This is a genomic window from Halomonas meridiana (genome assembly GCF_009846525.1).
Taxonomy (GTDB): domain Bacteria; phylum Pseudomonadota; class Gammaproteobacteria; order Pseudomonadales; family Halomonadaceae; genus Vreelandella.
In genome coordinates, this window is record NZ_CP024621.1 from 2,217,310 (window position 1) to 2,237,217 (window position 19,908).

20 protein-coding genes are annotated in these 19,908 nt (G+C 56.1%); 5 read left to right on the forward strand and 15 right to left on the reverse strand.

The genetic code is table 11. The annotated features are described in order from the left end of the window. The first annotated feature begins 1 nt into the window (after position 1). Positions 2–529, forward strand: coding sequence for an invasion associated locus B family protein (locus tag CTT34_RS10790; RefSeq protein WP_159342443.1), 528 nt, complete (start codon positions 2–4; stop codon positions 527–529). 124 nt (positions 530–653) lie between these two features. Here the strand turns inward: CTT34_RS10790 and CTT34_RS10795 are convergent, their stop codons facing one another. Then, entirely contained in the window at positions 654–1,445 is a 792-nt protein-coding gene (locus CTT34_RS10795; protein ID WP_159342444.1) for a 2OG-Fe dioxygenase family protein, read from the reverse strand. A 345-nt stretch (positions 1,446–1,790) separates the two neighbouring features. Between CTT34_RS10795 and CTT34_RS10800 the strand changes: the two genes are divergently transcribed. Continuing rightward, on the forward strand, positions 1,791–3,581 hold the full coding sequence (locus tag CTT34_RS10800) for a putative bifunctional diguanylate cyclase/phosphodiesterase (RefSeq protein ID WP_302476116.1): 1,791 nt from the start codon (positions 1,791–1,793) through the stop codon (positions 3,579–3,581). A gap of 237 nt (positions 3,582–3,818) precedes the next feature. Here the strand turns inward: CTT34_RS10800 and CTT34_RS10805 are convergent, their stop codons facing one another. From CTT34_RS10805 to CTT34_RS10820, 4 genes are all read right to left on the reverse strand, one after another. Then, a complete protein-coding gene (locus CTT34_RS10805; RefSeq protein ID WP_159342446.1) occupies positions 3,819–4,712 on the reverse strand; it encodes a DUF2971 domain-containing protein in 894 nt (297 codons plus the stop codon). Positions 4,713–5,061: 349 nt separating this feature from the next. Further along, positions 5,062–5,277 (reverse strand): hypothetical protein, encoded by a 216-nt coding sequence (locus tag CTT34_RS18340; RefSeq protein WP_217352958.1) that lies wholly within the window; start codon positions 5,275–5,277, stop codon positions 5,062–5,064. Between the two features lie 116 nt (positions 5,278–5,393). Beyond that, a complete protein-coding gene (locus tag CTT34_RS10815; protein ID WP_159342447.1) occupies positions 5,394–5,906 on the reverse strand; it encodes a hypothetical protein in 513 nt (170 codons plus the stop codon). A gap of 78 nt (positions 5,907–5,984) precedes the next feature. After that, on the reverse strand, positions 5,985–6,698 hold the full coding sequence (locus tag CTT34_RS10820; protein WP_159342448.1) for an HNH endonuclease: 714 nt from the start codon (positions 6,696–6,698) through the stop codon (positions 5,985–5,987). Positions 6,699–6,963: 265 nt separating this feature from the next. Between CTT34_RS10820 and CTT34_RS10825 the strand changes: the two genes are divergently transcribed. Then, positions 6,964–7,584 (forward strand): tyrosine-type recombinase/integrase, encoded by a 621-nt coding sequence (locus CTT34_RS10825; RefSeq protein WP_159342449.1) that lies wholly within the window; start codon positions 6,964–6,966, stop codon positions 7,582–7,584. Positions 7,585–8,121: 537 nt separating this feature from the next. On the opposite strand, the gene CTT34_RS10830 is transcribed toward CTT34_RS10825, so the two are convergent. Next, a complete protein-coding gene (locus tag CTT34_RS10830) occupies positions 8,122–8,490 on the reverse strand; it encodes a GFA family protein (RefSeq protein WP_159342450.1) in 369 nt (122 codons plus the stop codon). 409 nt (positions 8,491–8,899) lie between these two features. Here CTT34_RS10830 and CTT34_RS10835 point away from each other — a divergent pair, with 409 nt between their 5' ends. Continuing rightward, positions 8,900–9,820 carry a ketopantoate reductase family protein gene (locus CTT34_RS10835; RefSeq protein ID WP_159342451.1) on the forward strand — a complete coding sequence of 307 codons (921 nt, stop codon included), beginning with the start codon at positions 8,900–8,902 and terminating at the stop codon, positions 9,818–9,820. Between the two features lie 122 nt (positions 9,821–9,942). On the opposite strand, the gene CTT34_RS10840 is transcribed toward CTT34_RS10835, so the two are convergent. The 9 genes from CTT34_RS10840 to CTT34_RS10880 form a co-directional block, all read right to left on the reverse strand. Further along, entirely contained in the window at positions 9,943–10,569 is a 627-nt protein-coding gene (locus CTT34_RS10840) for a glutathione S-transferase family protein (protein ID WP_159342452.1), read from the reverse strand. A 147-nt stretch (positions 10,570–10,716) separates the two neighbouring features. Further along, positions 10,717–11,613, reverse strand: a complete 897-nt coding sequence (mmsB, locus tag CTT34_RS10845; RefSeq protein ID WP_159342453.1) for a 3-hydroxyisobutyrate dehydrogenase — start codon at positions 11,611–11,613, stop codon at positions 10,717–10,719. Positions 11,614–11,648: 35 nt separating this feature from the next. Next, positions 11,649–12,764 (reverse strand): enoyl-CoA hydratase/isomerase family protein, encoded by a 1,116-nt coding sequence (locus CTT34_RS10850; RefSeq protein ID WP_159342454.1) that lies wholly within the window; start codon positions 12,762–12,764, stop codon positions 11,649–11,651. Positions 12,765–12,819: 55 nt separating this feature from the next. Then, positions 12,820–13,974 (reverse strand): acyl-CoA dehydrogenase family protein, encoded by a 1,155-nt coding sequence (locus tag CTT34_RS10855; protein WP_159342455.1) that lies wholly within the window; start codon positions 13,972–13,974, stop codon positions 12,820–12,822. Positions 13,975–14,217: 243 nt separating this feature from the next. Next, entirely contained in the window at positions 14,218–15,219 is a 1,002-nt protein-coding gene (locus CTT34_RS10860) for a branched-chain amino acid ABC transporter permease (RefSeq protein ID WP_159342456.1), read from the reverse strand. A gap of 2 nt (positions 15,220–15,221) precedes the next feature. Next, on the reverse strand, positions 15,222–16,109 hold the full coding sequence (locus CTT34_RS10865) for a branched-chain amino acid ABC transporter permease (protein WP_159342457.1): 888 nt from the start codon (positions 16,107–16,109) through the stop codon (positions 15,222–15,224). A 146-nt stretch (positions 16,110–16,255) separates the two neighbouring features. Next, on the reverse strand, positions 16,256–17,479 hold the full coding sequence (locus tag CTT34_RS10870; RefSeq protein WP_159342458.1) for an ABC transporter substrate-binding protein: 1,224 nt from the start codon (positions 17,477–17,479) through the stop codon (positions 16,256–16,258). Between the two features lie 157 nt (positions 17,480–17,636). Further along, the gene (locus CTT34_RS10875; RefSeq protein ID WP_159342459.1) at positions 17,637–18,386 is read right to left on the reverse strand and encodes an ABC transporter ATP-binding protein; all 750 of its coding nucleotides are present in this window, start codon (positions 18,384–18,386) and stop codon (positions 17,637–17,639) included. Next, positions 18,383–19,168, reverse strand: a complete 786-nt coding sequence (locus tag CTT34_RS10880; RefSeq protein WP_159342460.1) for an ABC transporter ATP-binding protein — start codon at positions 19,166–19,168, stop codon at positions 18,383–18,385. Before CTT34_RS10880 ends, CTT34_RS10875 begins: the two co-directional genes overlap by 4 nt. A 311-nt stretch (positions 19,169–19,479) precedes the next feature. Between CTT34_RS10880 and CTT34_RS10885 the strand changes: the two genes are divergently transcribed. Further along, positions 19,480–19,884 (forward strand): MerR family transcriptional regulator, encoded by a 405-nt coding sequence (locus CTT34_RS10885; RefSeq protein ID WP_139527310.1) that lies wholly within the window; start codon positions 19,480–19,482, stop codon positions 19,882–19,884. Positions 19,885–19,908: the final 24 nt, after the last annotated feature.

Sequence of the window (19,908 nt, forward strand, 5' to 3'; positions counted from 1 at the left end):
AATGCCACACCGCTTTACTCAAACCCTGCGCATGATTGGCCTGCTATCGATCTTGGCGTTTTCAACCAGCGCCTTCGGCCAACAGCCGGGCGCCGCGTCCGGCGAGAATGTCACCACCGAGTCGTTTCAAGACTGGGAAGTGCGCTGCCAGGAGGGCCAGGGCCCAACACGCTGTGCGATGGTACAAATGGTTACCCAACCCGGCAACGATCAGCCCTTGATGCAGGTAGTTCTCGATTACCCGCCGCAAATCGACGGCCCGGTGATGAGCTTCTTCGTCCCGCTGGGCGTACGCCTAGCCGCTGGCTTGCAACTGGTGGTGGATGACGGCGAGCCCATCCAGTTCCCCTATCAGGTTTGCCAACAGCAAGGCTGCCGTGCCGACGCCCCCATCGAGCCGTCGATGTTGCAGCAGCTGCGCAGTGGCAATACGGCCACCCTCAGTATGATTGGCCCACGCGGTGATCGCATGGACCTGGACATTTCGCTGATCGGCTTCACCGACGCCAGCACGCGCATTGCGCCCTAAGGCAACGTCCGAGCAGCTCGGCGCGCAAGGGTATTAAGCAGCGCAAGCGCGAGGCACAACCAAGACGCCCCCGGGATTCCGGGGGCGTTTGTGTTACTAAAGGCTGGATGTAGTGAGGGGTTTATTAACTCTCGTTGAGGACCGCTTCCGGGAAGTAGCGACGCAGCATCCGGTTCTGAAAATCATCCACGAAACGGCTGTTGATGATGATAATGAACCGCTCGAAAGGTGCCTCGCTGTCGAGCTGCGCGATTCCGTCCACGCTGTGAAAGAGCCGATCATCGCGCAGATGAAGGATATCACCGGGATTGAGCGTGATATCCACCAGGGGCTGCGTGCCAGCCTTGTCTGCGTAAAGATGGTTTTCGGCCCCCGCCACGTTTTCCCGATTGAGGACCAGAATGCTGAGGGCCTTGCAGCCATCGGCATGAATGCCCTGCCCCTGAAGGGGGTCGACGCGGCCTTCTCCGCGAACGCCGGTGATCTGCATCAACATGGGTTCGTGGGCGCCAATATTCCAAAGTTTTGCCCAGGCGCGAACGAAGTCGTTCACATCGGGGCGTGCCAAGAACTCCTCAGTCAGCGGATCGTAATACCGCAGGCGGTCCGCCATGCTCTCCGCATCGTTAAAAGCACCGCCCTGTGCCATGGGGCACTGCCCCATCTCCTCCACGTCTCCCTGATCATTCAAAGCCAGCCACGACATCCGCTTCCAGCGAAGGTTGACGTAGGGGTCGCGCGGCAGGTCCGCCACGAACCCCTGCCAAGCAGCCAGATCGATGCGATCCCGAATATCGGTTGTCGCCCAATCGTGATGTTGCAGCGCTTCGGTCACGTCCGGCTTCCAATAATCGGCGAGTGAATCCGCAGGCATGGCGGTGATATCGACACCGTGATTGAGAGTATCGAGTTTCATGTAAGTATTCTCCTGTTAACTGGGCGACATTGCCCGGCGTGGCAGGTGTAAACACCAAAGCCAACAGGATGAAAATGAAAAGAACGGCAGGAATATGTCAAAGAAATGTAGTTAAAGAGAGTGATTTCGTTGAAAAAAGAATCAGGCCAAGGATACCGTTTTATGTGTAGGTTATCCCCTACGAATGGGTGTAGGATGCTTCATATAAAGTGCCTACTGTTGCCATCACGATGGCGCTTAAACGTATTACCTCTCTAAGTGAATACCATGACGGCCAGCGACTCTCGACAACATAGAGATTCGAAGCACCTGAAGAAACATCGCAGGGCGTTGTCTAGTGCGCTGGTGTCAGAGGCAACAAAGCCCTCTTCAACGGTTGGCAGCGCTCCGCAAGAAGCCGACCAAGACGCCGTCGCGTTAGTACGCCGCCAATACCTGGAAAGCGAGCAGCGATTTCGCTCCCTGCTAGAGAGCCTGCCGAAGGTGGCGGTTCAGGGATATGATCGTGATCGCCGAGTGATTTACTGGAATGAAGGAAGCACTCGCCTCTACGGCTACACCGCCGAAGAAGCCCAAGGGCAGTTACTGGAAGACCTGATCATCCCTGCCTTCATGCGTGACGGCGTGATCCAAGCGCATCGTGCCTGGATTGAAAAAGGCGTCGCCATCTCCGCCGGTGAGCTCGAACTCAAGCACAAAACCGGTGAGCCGGTATCGGTCTATTCCCAGCACCTGATGCTCAATGAGCACACCGATTCCCCCTTGCTGTTTTGCGTGGATGTCGACCTTTCCGGCCAAAAGCGTGCCCATCGTGAACTAGAATTCGCCACCCGGTTTGACAGGCTCACCCATCTTCCCAACCGCCAGACTTTCGAGGTCGATCTAGACGGTTTATTGGATTCCTGTCGGCGCTTGGGCCATGGCCTAGTCACTATCTACGTGGACATCGATCACTTCGTCGAGATCAATGATGCCCTGGGTTACGATCAGGGTGATCGCCTGCTCGTTGAGTTGACCCGGCGGCTACGGGAGTGCCAACGCGCCACGGACCTCGTGTCCCGCGTCTCTAGCGATGAATTCGTGCTGGCCTTTCCCTGCGCCCAGCTAGCCACCGATGTGAGGCGAGTCGTTCGTCGTGTCCAGAATGTGTTCCGGCAACCTTTCGTTCTAGATGGTCGAGAGCGTCAGGTCACGGCCTGCCTGGGCGTGGCGCTCTTTCCCGAAAATGGCGACTCGTCTCGCGAATTGATCCGTAATGCCGATGTGGCCAAGAACCGCGCAAAACTGGCGGGCCGGGGGACGCTGCGCTTCTTTCAGCAGAAGCTTCATGATGAGCTGGTGCGTCAGCACCACCTCTCGGCGCGACTCGAAGAAGCCTTGGATAACGGCGAATTTTCCCTCCACTACCAGCCACAGGTCTCGGCGGCCAGTGGACGAATAGAGAACCTCGAAGCCTTGATCCGCTGGGAGACGAGCGAAGGCCCGGCGATCTCCCCTGCCGAGTTTATTCCACTGGCCGAGCGTTCTGGCTTGATTCATCGCCTGGGCGACTGGGTCATCGAAGAGGCGTGCCGCCAGCAAGCGGAATGGCGCGCCAAGGGGTTTCTTCACCACCGCATCGACATCAATATCTCGGGCCGCCAATTGGTGCGCCTCGATGCACTCAAGCGCTTCGAAGATTCACTGCAGCGCCACGGCTTGGGGCCGCGAGATATCGGCATCGAACTGACCGAGAATATCCTGATCGAGGCCGACGAGACCGTCCTGGAGGACCTGCGACGTCTCTATCATCGCGGTATTCGCATTGCCCTCGATGACTTCGGGACCGGCTACTCTTCTCTGAGCTACCTCAAGCACTTTCCCGTCACCGCCTTGAAGATCGACCGCTCCTTCATCCACGACGCGCCCATGCAGCCGAAGGACAGGGCCATCATGGAGGGTGCTATCCTCATCGGCCACCGGCTGGGATTAGAGGTAGTGGCCGAGGGCGTCGAGAACGCCGAACAGTTATCCCTGCTGCGCGATATGCACTGCGACCTCGTCCAGGGATTCTTTTTCTTCCGCCCGATGCCTGCCCAGGAAATCGAACGGCTGTTGAGTGGGTTTGTGGGTGGTCATGGAGGGTTGTCGGGCTGAGGGGTGTTGTGGTTTGGCGTGCATCTCTATTAGTTGCCGTATTTTGGGAAGCTTGTGGGCGACCTCTATTGATTGGTGGGGTTGAACCTGGGGCCGTGGCTGGAGGGCTGTTGTCGGCCAGAAGCGGACTTTTAGAGGTCACTAACGTTATGCTTTAACGCTGGGCGTGAGCGGAGGCGTCCCCAGAGTTGCCGCGAAGCGCCGCCATGCATCTCCGCCGCCCGCTCAACGCCGTTGTTAGACTTCTTCGAATGCAATATCGAACGAAGCGTCACTTCTTTTGGCTTGGAAAGCTTGTGCATGCGGTATGTGTTTCTCGACGGCCTCCAGAATGCGACCTCTGTCCTCGTCGGTCATGCGGCAACCGAGGTACACCGCCCCAAATACGCTGGGGTGCTCGTTAATGAGAGTGTAGCCATCGCCCGGTGGCTCGTTCAGTAGCGGCATATGAACACGCCACTCTTTTTCATATGCCCAGTCCGAGTGTTTGGTAAAGGCCATATCCCAGGTCAGAGCAGCCAGATTCAGCGGCTTCTCTCCAGTCAGGTGGCGGACATACTGCCCAAGGGAGGGAAACTTTGGGAATTGCCTTGAGTAGTCTACTCGCCGAGCTGCCAAAAGTGTGTTGTCCAATTTATCAATGCAGCGCAGCTTGAGGACAACGCCTCGGTGCTCCTCGGCATAGTGCGACCACATCACGACGTTGTCGTTTCTCTCGCTGATGCAGAGGACGCGGGAGTGTGTGAGTTGCTCTTGGATCTCATCGTGGAGCCTTGCAACGTGATACGGGAAGTTGTCCGCGATTTCCTGCGCCGCTTCCGCGAAATCCTCCATAATCGCGTCTTTCGGGAGTCTGTCTGCGATGCCCTGGAGGCGGAGGGCGACTTCCGTAAATAACGAAGGTTCTTGGAACTCGCTTTTTCCGCCGAAGACTATTCGCTCCATCTCATGGTACACAGCCTGTCCGATTTCCTGTCCACCGAACTCGAAAGTGAAGCCGATCTGGTGGTCGAAGGGGTCATTGAACTTGAGAGGACTACTCCACCGCAGGGATTGGTTTGCTATCACCTTCAAGGCTGTCTCGACTGACATGTACTTGTAGAAGTGATGTTTGTCATGAGTCTGAGACACACTCTTTCCTCTATCTATCGCCTGCAGCAAGCGCGGCTTTGAAATGAAGGCGCAGCCGCAATGGGAAAGCCCTCGCCGTGTCTGCACTGGTTATGTTTTGAGTCAATTTTCAAGATTCAGCTTCATTTCTAGCTGAGAACCTCGAAAGCCAAACTTCTCATACGCTCGAACTGCGAAGTTATTCTCCGTATACACGTCTAGATAGAACTCCGTCACTACTCGTCGTTGGCCCCAACTCACCAGATCCTGCATTTAAACCGAGCCCTCTGTACTCCTCTTCCACATACATAGAGCCCAAGTATCCATGATTATCATGAACCAAGGCAGGTTTCGAGTCGCGAACCTGAACCTAACCTGTAGCGATAATGGCGCCAGAAACCTCTCCAACGACCAACCTACTGTCGTGATCCGAAATCAGCTTTTCAATGTCATAGTAATAAGCACCTTCTTTCTTCAGCGATGCGTTATATGAGCGCTCAGCGTCGATCACTTTCTGTTCCAGCGCAACGAGAGAACTATAGTAACTATCCCTTGCTTCCCGAATAATCAATCCTTCTAAACTCATCAATACTCCAATTTTGGTATCTCGTCGCAAACATAACGCCATGTCTTTGCGGCGCACCGAAGCGCAGAGTAGGTGCGTCCGACAACAGCCACTTGTTAGGCATATTTGCAACAAACCTAAAATGTATTGCGTAAAACTATACCAATTTTCGCCATACTCTCGTCGAACGCATAAGACAGAGTTTCAAGTGCGCCTTCACTTTCTGCTGGATTCTTTGCAACTAACACGGCGGTCATCTTGGCCCGCAAAAGCTTGATGTTCTCACGCAATAAATCATCAGCAATTCGCTCAGATAGAACTGAAAGTTCCTTGTTCGACAAGCGTATTTCATTGTCGAGATCCCCACTAAGCATTGCTGGGTCAGACTCGGATTGCCGATTGCTGTAATGCTGCATGTCCTCCAAGTGAGCTTTGGCTACCAGTCGCATCGTGCTGGATAGAACATCTTGAACTTTTAGGAGATTTTCACACTGAAACTCTCGCGCCCGTTCTTCGCGGGCATAGGTAGCTTCATCCCTTCTAATGCTTCGACGGTTCCTCTCAGCTATCACGGTAGTCAGGATGCTTGCTGAAGCACCAGCAACCGTACCGACGATCGTCCCGATGAAGCCCCATGTTACCGGTTCCAAATAGAATCTCCTTTGGGGATACCTAACGCCTAGCTCTGGGGCGTGGTACAGTTGGCACCTGTACCACGCCCGTAGCAGCTATTTGTTAGCCCTTCTTAGGGTCTCGATTCGTTTGTAAGTGTCCCTATGAAAGTCTAAAGCGGACTCACTTACCTCATGTTCCTTTTTACTAGGGAAACGTACCTTCAAATTATTATACTTTTTATAATAAGAGCCTTTTAAAGTTGAAGATAATAATAATCTACCTTTAGCGCTAACTGTTATGAGATAACTGTCGAAAAGTCCGTGAAGATCAGAACGTAACAACAGCCCATTAGAAGGATGATTTGTAGCTTCTCCTATATATGAATATATATGGCAAGCTTGAAGTGCTTGAGGTATATCACAACCAGTAACCACACATTTACCGCCAAAAGCATTCAAGACATCGCTTCGGAATGCCTTTTGGCCTTTCCTTACATGTGCTAGCTTTAATTTATTTTCCCGATCGTCAACAACTGAATCAATATCAAATTCTGATTGAGGCTTAACTGGATCTGACATTGTTTCAACATTTGGATCATAGGCAGACAAATATATTAAACCTTCCTTTAACGCAATATTCTGGGCAAATTCCTCAGCCTTATTTCTCTCCCAAAAATGCTTCCTGACCTTCCCATCAACAAATTTCCCAACCAAACCACCTCGTGGTCCGAATGGGTTAGGGCCGCTAACTACATCATAATGAACATACTTCCCGCTTCCTCCGCGAAAAGACCCTCGCGTGTATGAATGCACAACTACTTTGTCCATTTGTCTCCTCTTAGGCTAACAGCGTATTAGACGACGCGCTCTATGATTGAATGAACGTGCTGGTACTTTTTTCTTGCAACTGCAGCCTGCCAGATTCTCCCATGTCTATGATTCTTTTAATTAGGCTATGTATCCAAAACTCGCGCGCCTGCTGCATTTCCCAGAATGACCGCTTTGAGTCGAGCCATGACTATAAATTAACCTTAGCACATGAGGGGCATGAATTGAGACATTCTTTGACCTCCACCTGATGGAGGAACATGCCATGAACGTTTCGACTGAAATGTCCTATACACCTTGGAATAAAGGTAAGTTGGTTGGGCAGAAGACACCTCTACGCCTTAGAGATATCTGGGCAATCCGTGTTCGGCTACAACTTGCGAAAAAGACGAGAGACCTTGCCCTCTTCAATTTAGCCATCGATAGCAAATTACGGGGCTGCGACCTTGTCAATTTACGAGTACGGGATATAGCCCATGGTGCGTGCATATCCCCACGAGCCATTGTGATGCAGCAAAAGACACATCGGCCTGTCCAGTTCGAAATTACCGAGCAAACTCGCATCGCTATTATCGACTGGATACAGCTTGCTCAGCTCCGAAGCGAAGACTTCCTGTTTCCCAGCCGAATCAATAGCGCAAACCATCTTTCAACGCGCCAATATGCCCGTATTGTGAAAGCCTGGGTTACCGAAATAGGTCTAGATGCGTCAATGTATGGCACGCACACGATGCGTCGTACAAAAGCTTCGCTGATATACCGCCGCACGAAAAACTTGAGGGCAGTGCAACTGCTCTTGGGTCACACGAAGCTGGAAAGCACCGTCAGGTATCTAGGGATAGAGGTAGATGACGCGTTGGAAATGGCAGAACAGACAGAAGTTTGATGCGGATAAACGACGGTCTACTTCTGGCCGTCGTAGTCCGGCCAGGAGCGGACTTTGAGGTAGTGCTGATATAACGCCCGCAACAAGCGCGGCTTTATAATGGAGGCACAGCCGCAATGAAAAGCCGTCGCTGTGCCTGCGATTGTTATGCATTGCTAGATCACCCACGAGAGGCACCAGCCCAGAATCAGAGCCAACGGCGGCAACCCAGTGGCGAGCTGCGCCTTTGTTGTTCGAAACACTCTCCCAGCAAGCGACAGAATAATCGTGGCCAACCATACAAACGCGAAGCTATAGAACGCAATGCCGGCGAAAGTATTAAAGCGACCCCAAGCTTCTAAGTCCCCGATACCGGATTTGTCTATTACTTGATCCGCTTGCCATGCAAGCCCCAGAAACCCCACGACCAAAAGCAGCTGAACCAACAATGAGATACTCAAAGCTCTGCTCATGCACGACCTGCATAACACCCCAAGTAGGGGCAAATTTCGCGTTTTGAGCGCAGCGAAACAAAATTTGTCCCGCTGCCTTGGTTTGTTAACTGATTTCTAGCCAGCAGGCTCTGGACTCTTGGTGAGCTTGCTGGATATTTTTAGGGAAAAACGAAGTATCAAGTGTTGCGACTGCAATAGATACCCAGTCTGGAAATTTTTCACTACCGCTCCATTCTATGCTGGAACCACACACACTACAAAACTTGCGGACAATGTTTCCGGATGAGTTGTATGAGGAAAGATGCTCTTCACCCGAAACATATCTTAAATCTGCTTTAGGTAGACTTGCATAAGTTGCAAAAGCAGCACCATTTTGCTTCTGGCACATTTTGCAATGACAGTGAGTTGTAGCTTTTAGCTCCGATAGAAGCTCAAAAACCACTGCTCCACATAAACAGCTACCTTTGTGCATAATCTTTCCTGAAACAGTTAACAGCGTATTAGACGGCGCGTTCTATGATTGAATTAACGTGCTGGCACTTTCTTCCGGCAAATGCAGCCTGCTATACTACCCTAATCCTATGATTATTATGAATATTAATTCCCATCAGGCTGTATAATCAAAATTCGCGCGCCTGCTTCATTTTCCGGAATGTCCGCTAAGGGTCGAAAGCTGACACTCCATCAATTCCTGCTTGGTGTAACCATCGCAGCCTTCCACCTACTATCACTAATAAAACCAGCTTAGCTTCAAACCTACCAAACTATCCTTACTCCCGTCACTAGAAAATAGTCCCACACCGCCCCTTTTCACTCCTTAGCCTCTCCACACCGAACGCGGTAAGCTTGGCGGCACTCACGCTGCTGAAGACGTTTTACCCATGACCACCCACTGGATTCTTGGCCCTGGGGCCATTGGCCGTTTGTTGGCGCACTCGCTAACCCCGTTCGTTGACGTAGCCGTGATTGGCCGCCGGTCATTGCCTGCGCGGCAGGTGCTGACCACCCCGGAAGGCGACGTGCGTGCGCAGCACTTAACCTCGCTTACCGCTGAGCAGTTGGTGGCGGATGCAACTGAGCCGCCTGCGTTTGTGCATATCACTACGAAAGCCATGGCTGCCGAGGCGGCGCTTGCGAGTATTGCGAGCGTGCTGCCCCCTTCTACCCCACTGGTGCTGTGGCAGAACGGTTTTTATGCGCAGCCGCGTATTACCGACACGTGGCCCGGGCCTGTGCTGTGCGCCACCACGACTCAGGGGGCGTACTTAACCGGGGATGATGGCGTGGTGCACGCCGGGCGCGGGCCAACGTTTGTGGGAGACTTGGATAACCAGCACGCCGGGTTAGCGGCATCCTTAGCGGTGCTGCTGAGTGAGGCTGGGCTTACTGCTTCGGCGGTAAACGATATTCGCAGCCGTCTGTGGCAGAAGTTAGCGGTAAATGCGGCAATCAACCCACTGGTGGCGCTGCATGGCGTGCGTAACGGAGAGCTTCGTGGAGATGCCTATTCAGGCCGCGTAGTGGCCGTGGTGAAGGAAGTGACGGCGATTTTAGCGAAGGAAGGCGTTGTACCACCAAACGGTGGTGAGGGTGAAGCCGCCTGGCTGGCACTGGTATGGCAAGTGGTGGAGAACACCGCGAATAACAAAGCCTCGATGTTGCAGGATGTGGAGGCCAAGCAGCTGACCGAGCGCGGGGCGATTTTGGGGCCGTTGATTGAGCGCGCTGAGCGGCATGGGTTGGAGTGTGAGGTGTTGAAGGGGTTGGATAGGAAGTTGGCGCAGGTGGAAGCCGGGGTTTAAGACAACAGTCCAGGGGCAGCGCTGCCGCCCGTCGCGGGTGCCTCGCGTGGCTCGTTACGCCGCGCTACGGGGTGATTTCCCCTCTTCAGCGGCGAAAATACACGATGAGCTCAACATGGGTTTTAGGTAACGGGAATCATCACCGCCTTGCGGTAAGCGGGGCGTTCGGCGAGCTGTTCAGTCCAGCGCGTTAGGTGCGGGTGGGGTTGCCAGGTGAGGCCGCTGTTGAGCAGGTTGTAGGCGAACGGGGCGATGGCGATGTCGGCAAGGCCGAATTCATCGCCAGAGAACCATTGCTGCTGGTTTAACGCGGCGTCTAGCTGGGCGAAGAGCTTTTCACAGGTGGCGATGGCGGGGTCTAACAATGCGCTATCGCGCTGCTCTGGCGGGGTGCGTACATAGCCCATCAAAATGGTGCGATGGGCGGGGGTTAGCAGGCTGGTGGACCAGTCCATCCACTTTTCCATCTGCGCGCGCTTGGCGGGTGCTTCGATCCATAAATGGTTAGGGGCATATTGCGCCGCCAAATAGCGGAGGATGGTGTTGGACTCCCACAGCACGCTTTGCGTCGCGTCGTCTTTGAGTAGCGGCACTAGGCCATTGGGGTTCATGGCAAGGTATTCCGGCGTGTCATTAACGCCGTGCTGCAAACCCGCCATGACCATCTCGAACGGCAGTTGCAGCTCTTCCAGTGCCCAGAGCACTTTCTTGACGTTGGTGGAGTTGTTGCGGCCCCAAAGCGTAATCATGGCAGTCCTTGTTGTTGGTTAGTTTTGTGGCGCGACCAGGGCGGCGTTGCCGCCCTTCGCGGGTGCCTCGCGCTGCTCGTTACCACGCGCTACTCCATCCCCTCACGATTTACCACTTACTACTCACTACTCACTACTCACTACTCACTACTCACTCTTATCCTGATACAGCTTGAGCAGGCTGGAGAAGTCGAGTTTGCCATTGCCGCCTGCTTTGTGAAGGGTGAACAGCGAACGGGCGGCGGAGCCCATGGGCACGGGGGATGCGCTTTGCTGGCTGACATCCATGGCAAGACCGAGGTCTTTGATCATCAAATCCACCTGGAAGCCGCCTTGGTAGCCTTTCGAGGCGGGAGCATTTTCCATCACCCCCGGGTAGGGGTTGTAAACGTTCAGCGCCCAGTTGCCGCCAGAGCTTTGCTTCATGATTTCTGACAGCACGGCGGGGTCGAGGCCGTTTTTGACGCCCATGTTGATCGCTTCGCAGGTGCCCGCCATCAGAATCGAGAGCAGCATGTTGTTGCACACCTTGGCGATCTGCCCCGCGCCGTGGTCGCCAGCGTGGAAGATGTTTTTCCCCATGGCTTGCAGCACCGGCTGCACCTGGGCGAACTGTGCCTCCGAGCCGCCCACGATGAACGTCAGCGTACCTGCCTGAGCGCCACCTACCCCACCGGAGACCGGCGCATCCACGAAGCCGATGCCCTTTTCAGCGCCAGCCGCGGCCACGTGGCGGGCGGTGTCGGCATCGATGGTCGAGCAGTCAATCACCAGCGCGCTGGGTTTGATCACCTCGAACAGCGGCGCGTCGCCATCCACGTACAGCCCGCGCACGTGCTTGCCTGCAGGCAGCATGGAAATGATGAAGTCGGCGTCGGTGGCGGCCTCCGTGGCAGTAGCCGCCACGTCGCAGCCTTGGGACTTGGCGATGTCCAGCGCTTGGGCGGAAAGGTCGAAAGCGCGCACGGTAAAACCTGCTTTCGCCAGATTGGCGGCCATGGGGCCGCCCATATTGCCTAAACCAATGAACGCAACAGTCGTCATCTTTTTGTCCTTATTAGCGTGTGGTAGAGAGTGCGTTATGTGAGGTCTGCCAGCGGGTTGGTATCCCAAGGAGAAGCCAGCAGCTCGTCTATGAAAGAGGGGTCGACCGAGGCCACGTCCGGGTAGGTCCAGCTTGGCTGGCCATCTTTATCCACCAGCAGCGCGCGCACCCCTTCGGGGAACTCCCGGTGGCGACAGCACTGCACCGAGAGCGCTAGCTCGAAGCGAAACACGTCCGCTAACGACATATGCTTGGCCCGGGCGAGCTGCTCGTGAATCAGCTTGACCGAGACAGGGCTACCGTGGGCCAGGGTTTTTTGGGCTTTGCTGAACCATTGGTCGTCGGTCTTCACCGCCAGTACGGCCTCGACCATCTGTTCGACGGTATCGTGATCCATCAGCTCACGAATCAAGGAAGACGACTTGTAAACCGGCGCTTCCATCTCTGCAAAGACGTTTTGGGAGGCTTGCTCCAGCTCGCGCAACACCCGGTTCACCACGCCGTGGGCGTCCGTATCTTCGCCTTCGCCCCAGCGGGCCGCCAGCAGCTTTTCAGCCAGTTCATTACGGTAGTGGCTGGCAATGGCGCGGTCGGCGAGGCCCAGGTGAACCGCATCCGGCGCGTTGATTTGCCCGCCGGTCATGGCCAAAAACCGCCCCGTGCCGCCGGGCAAACGATTCAGGAACCAGCTCGCGCCCACGTCGGGGTACAGCCCAATGGTCACTTCTGGCATGGCCAACCGGGAGGTTTCCGTGACGATGCGGTGGCTGCTACCGCTCAACAGGCCCATGCCGCCGCCCATGACGATACCGTTGCCCCAGCAGATCACCGGTTTGGGATAGGTGTGTAGCTGATAATCCAGGCGGTATTCGTTCTCGAAGAAGCGTTCGGGAAAATCGGCGACGCCTTCGCCTTGAATGGCTTTATAGAGATTGACCACATCGCCGCCGGCACAGAAGGCTTTTTCGCCGGCGCTGTCCAGCAGCACGGCCACGACCCGCTCGTCGCTTTGCCACTGGTTCAGGCGCGGCAGGATCTCTTCGATCATCTCCAGGGTGAGCGCGTTGAGCGAGCGCTCGGCGTTCAGGGTGATCTCGCCAATCACATGGCCATCTTGGGTGGTGTGCTCTTCAAACAGTACGCAACTCATTACCTTATCCTTGTATGCTCAGTGCTCGTGTTCAGGCTCAGGGGCACTCGGGCGACTACAGCTCGGCGGCACCGTCGGCCAGTACGCGGCGTGAAATAATCAGCCGCATGATCTCGTTGGTGCCTTCCAGAATACGGTGTACGCGCGTATCGCGCACGTAGCGCTCCATCGGGTACTCCTTGATATAGCCGTTGCCGCCGTAGAGCTGCAGCGCTTCATCGCATACTTTGAAGCCCACATCGGTGGCGAACCGTTTGGCCATCGCACAGTAGGTGGTGGCATCCGGGTGGCCCGCATCCAGCTTGGTGGCGGCCATGCGCACCAGTTGGCGGGCGGCCACCAGCTCGGTCACCATATCGGCCAGGCGGAACTGCAGCGCTTGGAACTCGGCGAGGCGCTTGCCGAACTGCTTGCGCTCTAGCATGTACTCGCGGGCTTTATTGAGCGCCTGCTGGGCCGTGCCGATCGAACACGTGGCAATGTTGATGCGCCCGCCGTCCAGCCCCTTCATGGCGATTTTAAAGCCGTCGCCTTCGTTACCGAGTAGGTGGTTAGCAGGTACGCGCACGTTTTCAAAGGTGATCATGCGGGTGGGCTGGCTGTTCCAGCCCATCTTGTCCTCTTTACGGCCGTAGCTGATGCCCTCGCTCTTGGCATCCACCGCAAAGGCGGAAACGCCGCTGGGGCCTTCACCGCCGGTGCGCGCCATCACCACCAGGAAATCGGTGCTACCCGCGCCGGAAATAAACATCTTGCTGCCGTTGAGCACGTAGTGTTCGCCATCACGCTTGGCGGTGGTTTTCAACGAGGCGGCATCGGAGCCTGAGTTAGGTTCGGTCAAGCAGTAAGAACCCAACAGCTCGCCCGTCGCCAGTTTTTCGCCCCACTGCGCCACGGCATCCGGCGTGCCGAAATCCGCCAGCATCCAGGTCACCATGTTGTGGATGGTGAGGTACGCGGTAGTGGAAGTGCAGCCCATCGACAGCTGCTCGAAAATGATGCTGGCATCCAACCGGGAAAGCCCTAAACCACCGACGCTTTCCGGCGCGTAGAGCGAGCAAAAGCCCAACTCCCCTGCTTTACGTATCACATCGACGGGGAAAAAAGACTCCGCGTCCCACTCGGCGGCGTGGGGTTCTAGCTCGTTCTGGGCGAACGCCCGGGCCATATCGGAAAAAGCGACCTGGTCTTCACTTAGCTCGAAATTCATGGCGTATCTCCACAGCGCGTGGGTGGCCCGCGCCCGCTGCCGAGGGCAGGCAAGTCACACACGGTTGTTGTCATTATTGGCAATGTTGACGTTTACGTTAACTTATATTTTTCGCCTATCGTGCGCAACCCAATCCTCCACGACCTTTGGCGTAGAAACGGCCTTACGGCCTTATTTCACAAGCAGAAAAAAGGGTGCCCAAAGGCACCCAATCCACGGACAGACGCGGTTAACGGGAGTCGATCATTTGAAGTTCTTGCGATACATCTTGGACAGCTCGCCAATGATGCCGCTGCGGAAGCTCAGTACGCACACCACGAAGATGATACCCAGAATCACGCTTACCCAGTTGCCCAACGGCGACTGCGCCAGCAGGTGTTGAAGGCTGACCACTAGCCCTGCCCCCATCAGCGGGCCAAGCAGCGTGCCGACGCCGCCCAGCAGCGTCATCAAAATCACCTCACCCGACATATGCCAGTGGGCATCGGTGAGCGAGGCCAATTGAAACACCACGGTCTTGGTGGAACCCGCCAAGCCCGCGAGTGCTGCCGAAAGCACGAACGCCAACAGCTTGTAGGCATCCACGTTGTAGCCCAGCGACACGGCGCGCGGTTCGTTTTCGCGAATGGCCTTCAGCACTTGCCCAAAGGGAGAGTGGACGGCGCGCTGAATCACTGCAAAGCCAAACACGAACACGGCGAAGACGAAGTAGTACATGGCGAGGTTACTGCTCAGATCGATCATTCCGAACAGGTGCCCTCTCGGCACACCGTGCAGGCCATCCTCCCCACCGGTGAACGACGACTGCACGAACACGAAGAACATGAGCTGCGCCAGCGCCAGCGTCACCATGGCGAAGTAGATACCCTGGCGGCGAATGGAGAGCACGCCAAACAGCGCCCCCAGCAGCGTGGCCATGAACGTACCGGCGAGAATACCCAGCTCGGGCGTCAAGCCTGGGTAGCTGGCCAGCAGGTACCCGGTGACATAACCGCCGGTAGCGAGAAACGCCGCGTGGCCGAATGAGAGCAGACCGGCGTACCCCAGCAGCAGGTTGAATGCGCAGGCAAACAGCGCAAAACAGAGAATCTTCATCAAAAAGACCGGGTACGCCACGAAGGGCGCGACCAATCCCACGGCCAACAGCGCGAGATAGAACATATTACGCCGCAGCTTGGCGCGCCGCTGGCGCTCTTGCACCGCTGAAGGGAGCGGCGCGGCCGATGTTGTAGGCGTGGTTGTCATGGTTATGCCTCCTTACCGAACAGCCCAGCGGGGCGTAACATGAGTACCAAAATCATGACCAGAAAGATCACGGTGTTAGAGGCTTCCGGGTAGTACACCTTGGTCAACCCCTCGATGATGCCCATTCCCAAGCCCGTGACGATCGCGCCGAGAATCGAGCCCATACCGCCAATCACCACGACCGCAAAGACCACGATCAGCAGGCTGGAGCCCATGGTGGGCGATACCGGGTACAGCGGTGCCGCCAGCACGCCCGCAAAGGCGGCAAGCCCGACCCCGAACCCGTAGGTGAGCGTAATCAGCAGCGGTACGTTCACGCCGAATGCCTGCATCAACTGAGAGTTTTCCGTACCGGCGCGCAGGTAAGCGCCCAACCGTGTGCGCTCGATCATGAACCAGGTGAACAGACACATGGCGAGCGCCGCCACCAGCACCCAAGCACGGTAGGTAGGCAGGAACATGAAGCCCAGGTTCAGGCCGCCCTGTAGAATCTCAGGCGTGGCATAGCGAGCCCCGGAAACGCCGAAGAAGTTGATCAGCGTGCCTTCGAAAATCAGCGCTAACCCGAAGGTCAGCAGCAGTCCGTAGAGGTGGTCCAGATGGGCAATGCGACGCAGCAGAAAGCGCTCCATCAGCATGCCAAAACCGCCCACCACCAGCGGAACCAAAATCAGTGCTAGCCAATAGTTGATGCCCAGGTAGCGAAAGCCCAGCAGCGCGGCGAAGGCTCCCAGCATGTACTGCGCCCCGTGGGCAAAGTTGACGATCTTCAGTAGGCCGAAGATGACCGCCAGGCCCAAACTAAGCAGTGCGTAAAAGGCACCGTTCACGAGCCCAAGCGTTAGCTGGCCCATGAACACGGCCATTGGCACGCCGAATATCATCGTCATGGTATGACTCTCCTCGCCGCTAAGCGGGCAGCCCAGCGGGCTGCCCCAGCGCGTTTATAGTGAATAACGCCTTTTCATCACGCCGTTACGGCTTGCTTGGCGGCGAGCCAAGGCGGCCAACGCCCTGGCTCGCGGCGTTTGACCGCTCAGTTCTGAACCAGCGAGCACTGGCTTTCAGAGAGCGGACGATAGGCTTCTGCGGCGGGAATGGTGCTGAGGATCTCGTAGAGGTCCCACTCACCGGTAGACTCTTCCGGGGTTTTTACCTGGGCTAGGTACATGTCGTGAATCATGCGGCCATCTTCACGAATGCTGCCGTTACGAGCAAAGAAATCATTGATCGGCTCTTCGGCCATTTTGGCGCGCACGGTTTCGGGGTCATCGGTGCCTGCGGCTTCCACGGCTTTCAGGTAGTGCATGGTGCTGGAGTAGATACCGGCTTGCACCATGGTGGGCATACGGCCGGTCTGTTCGAAGTAACGCTCGGACCACGCGCGCGACTCTTCGTCCATATCCCAGTACCAGCCGGTCGTCAGCAGCAGCCCTTGGGTGGCTTCCAGGCCCAGCGCGTGTACGTCGTTGAGGAAGATCAGCAGGCCTGCTAATTGCTGGCCGCTTTGGGTCAGACCAAACTGGCTGGCGGTGGTAATCGCGTTGACCGTGTCGGCACCGGCGTTGGCAAGGCCCACAATTTTCGCGCCGGACCCTTGCGCCTGCAGGATATAGGAGGAGAAGTCGCTGGTGGGAAACGGATGACGCACGCCACCGACGATTTCACCGCCGTTGGCCTCGACCACGCTGGTCACGTCCGCTTCCAGCGCATGGCCGAAGGCGTAATCGGCAGTGAGTAAGAACCAGCTATCGCCGCCCTGCTCAACGACGGCCTTCGCGGTGCCGTTGGCTAGCGGATAGGTGTCGTACACCCAGTGAATGTGGTTCGGGGTGCAGTGCTCGTTGGTGATGCTGGACGCTGCGGAGCCGGAGACGATGCCCAGGCCGTCGTTTTCTTGCAGCACTTTGGTCACGGCGATAGAGACGGACGATGCTACCAAGCCGCCGACCATATCGACGTTGCGCTGGTCGATCCACTCGCGCACGGTGTTGGCGCCTACGTCAGCGCTATTGCGGTCATCGGCGCTGAACACCACGATGGGTGAGCCGTTGACGCTACCACCAAAATCGGCCACCGCCATCTCCATGGCGGTTTGACCGCCGGGACCAGCCAGGTCGCGGTAGGTACCGGACATATCGGCCAAATAGCCAATACGCACTTCGCCATCGCTGATCTCGGCGTGGGCGGTCGAGATCGCCATGCTAGAGGCAGCGGCAACGGCGATGCTGGCAGCCAGCGTTTTTTTCATGAAAGTCATGTTCGTCTCCTGGCCCTGGGGGCCTTTGTTCTTATGATTCAGACAGTGATGATCCGAGCGGTGTCGGGTCGGACGTTCGGTTAGTGCGTTTGCGAGTGGTGCAAGGCAGTGCGTTTGTTATTGTTCGAGACTTGCAGTTGATGTGGTTGTGCGTGATTTATACCCCCAGCATGCTGTTCAAGTGTTCACGCCGCGAGGGAAGCTGCGCGGCAGTGATCTCTTCGACGATTTGGCCGTGGTCCATCACGAAATGGCGGTCGGCCAGCGGCGCGGCAAAGCGGAAGTTCTGCTCTACCAGCACGATGGTCATGCCCCGCTCTTTGAGCTGGACCAGTACCTCGCCCAGTTTCTGCACGATGACCGGCGCCAGCCCTTCGGTAATCTCATCCAGCAGCAGCAAGCGCGCGCCGGTGCGCAAAATGCGCGCCATGGCCAGCATCTGCTGCTCGCCACCGGAAAGTCGCGTCCCCTGGCTTCGGCGACGCTCGTAGAGGTTCGGGAACATGGCGTAGATTTCGTCCAGACTCATACCGCCGGAGCGTACGGTAGGCGGCAGCAGCAGGTTTTCGTGGACATCCAGGCTTGCAAAAATGCCGCGCTCCTCCGGGCAGTAGCCAATGCCCAACCGGGGAATATGGTGCGGCTTCATGCGCAGCGTTTCATTGCCATTGATGACGATCGACCCCGTACGCCGCCCCACCATGTTCATGATGGCTTTAAGCGTGGTGCTGCGACCTGCGCCGTTGCGGCCCAGCAAAGTAACCAGCTCACCTCGCTTCACGTCGAAATTCACGCCGTGGAGAATGTGCGACTCGCCGTAGAAGGCGTGCAAATCCTGCACGCGCAGCATCTCTAAGCTTTGGTTTTCCGGGGCTTCTTGTGGGTCGAAGGCTTCAGCGGTGTTCATGCAGTGACCTCCTCGGCGGCTTCACTACCCATATAAGCTTCACGTACTAGGGGGTTGCGGGAAACCGTATCGTAATCCCCCTCTGCCAGCACCGCGCCCCGCGCCAATACGGTAATGCGATCACATAGGCGGCTCACAACGCTCAAGTTGTGCTCGACCATCAACACCGTGCGGCCTTGAGAAACCCGCTTGATCAGCGCCACGATGCGGTCCACGTCTTCCGCGCCCATGCCTTGGGTGGGTTCGTCCAACAGCATCATGCTGGGGTCTAGCGCTAGCGTGGTGGCGACTTCCAACGCGCGCTTGCGGCCATAGGGCATTTCTACGGTGAGCGTATCGGCGTATTCGCGCAGGCCCACTTCATCGAGCAGCGCCAGTGCGCGGTCGTTGAGGTGATCCAGCGACTTTTCCGATTTCCAGAAATGGAACGACGTGCCCAGCTGTCGCTGAAGGGCCACGCGCACGTTTTCCAACGCGGTCATATGGGCAAACACCGCTGAAATCTGAAACGAGCGCACCAACCCCAGCCGGGCAATCTCGTTGGATTTTCTGCTGGTGATGGATTGGCCGCGATACAGAATGTCGCCCCGAGTAGGGGGCAAAAATTTGGTCAACAGATTGAAAACGGTGGTTTTGCCCGCGCCGTTCGGGCCAATCAGCGCATGGATGTGCCCTTCCTGCACTTGGAGGTTTACGTTGTCTACGGCGGTGAAGCCGCGAAACTCTTTGGTCAGCCCTCGGGTTTCGAGCACTGGCCCTTTAGTCACTTCGTCTGCACGCATGAGGTAGGACGCCTCTTGTTGTTCTTGTACGGTGGGAAGCGAAACTCGTTAGCCAGCAACGCATCCTTACCTGAACGTAAGGTGTAGGTGCAAACTAGCAACCTCCCAGTGGGTATTACAATTACAACTTTGGTCTACGCACCATGCTGGCGCATCAAAAAGCACACCAAAATTCATTATTTTTCAATACGTTAACCACATTCAACGCTGACTACTCCTTTGCAATCGCTGCTTTACGTTAACGTAAACTTGTTTTAGCCTCATGGTCAGTGTTCCATAGGGACATTCCCCTATCGACGAGAATAACGAACATGAGCAAAACCTACTCGATCAGTGAGCTGGCCAGTGAGTTCGATGTCACCACGCGTAGCATCCGTTTTTACGAAGACCAAGAGCTCCTACACCCTACCCGGCGGGGTCAGACACGCATCTACAGCAGTAAAGATCGCGTACGGCTGAAGCTAACGCTCCGCGGTAAACGCCTGGGGTTTTCGCTGGCAGAAATTCGCGAGCTGTTCGAACTGTGGGACGAAACCCGCAGCGGCAGTGAAAAGCAGCTTCATCTCATGTTGAGCAAGATCAGCGAGCGTAAAGCGGCGTTAGAGCAGCAGATGAAAGACATCACGATGGTGCAACTAGAGCTTGAAAGCGCAGAGATTCGCTGCCGCCAAGCGCTAGAAGAGTTGAACGAGAAGCACCCGGCCACCTCGAAATAGCCGCTTTCGCCACTTTTCTAAACC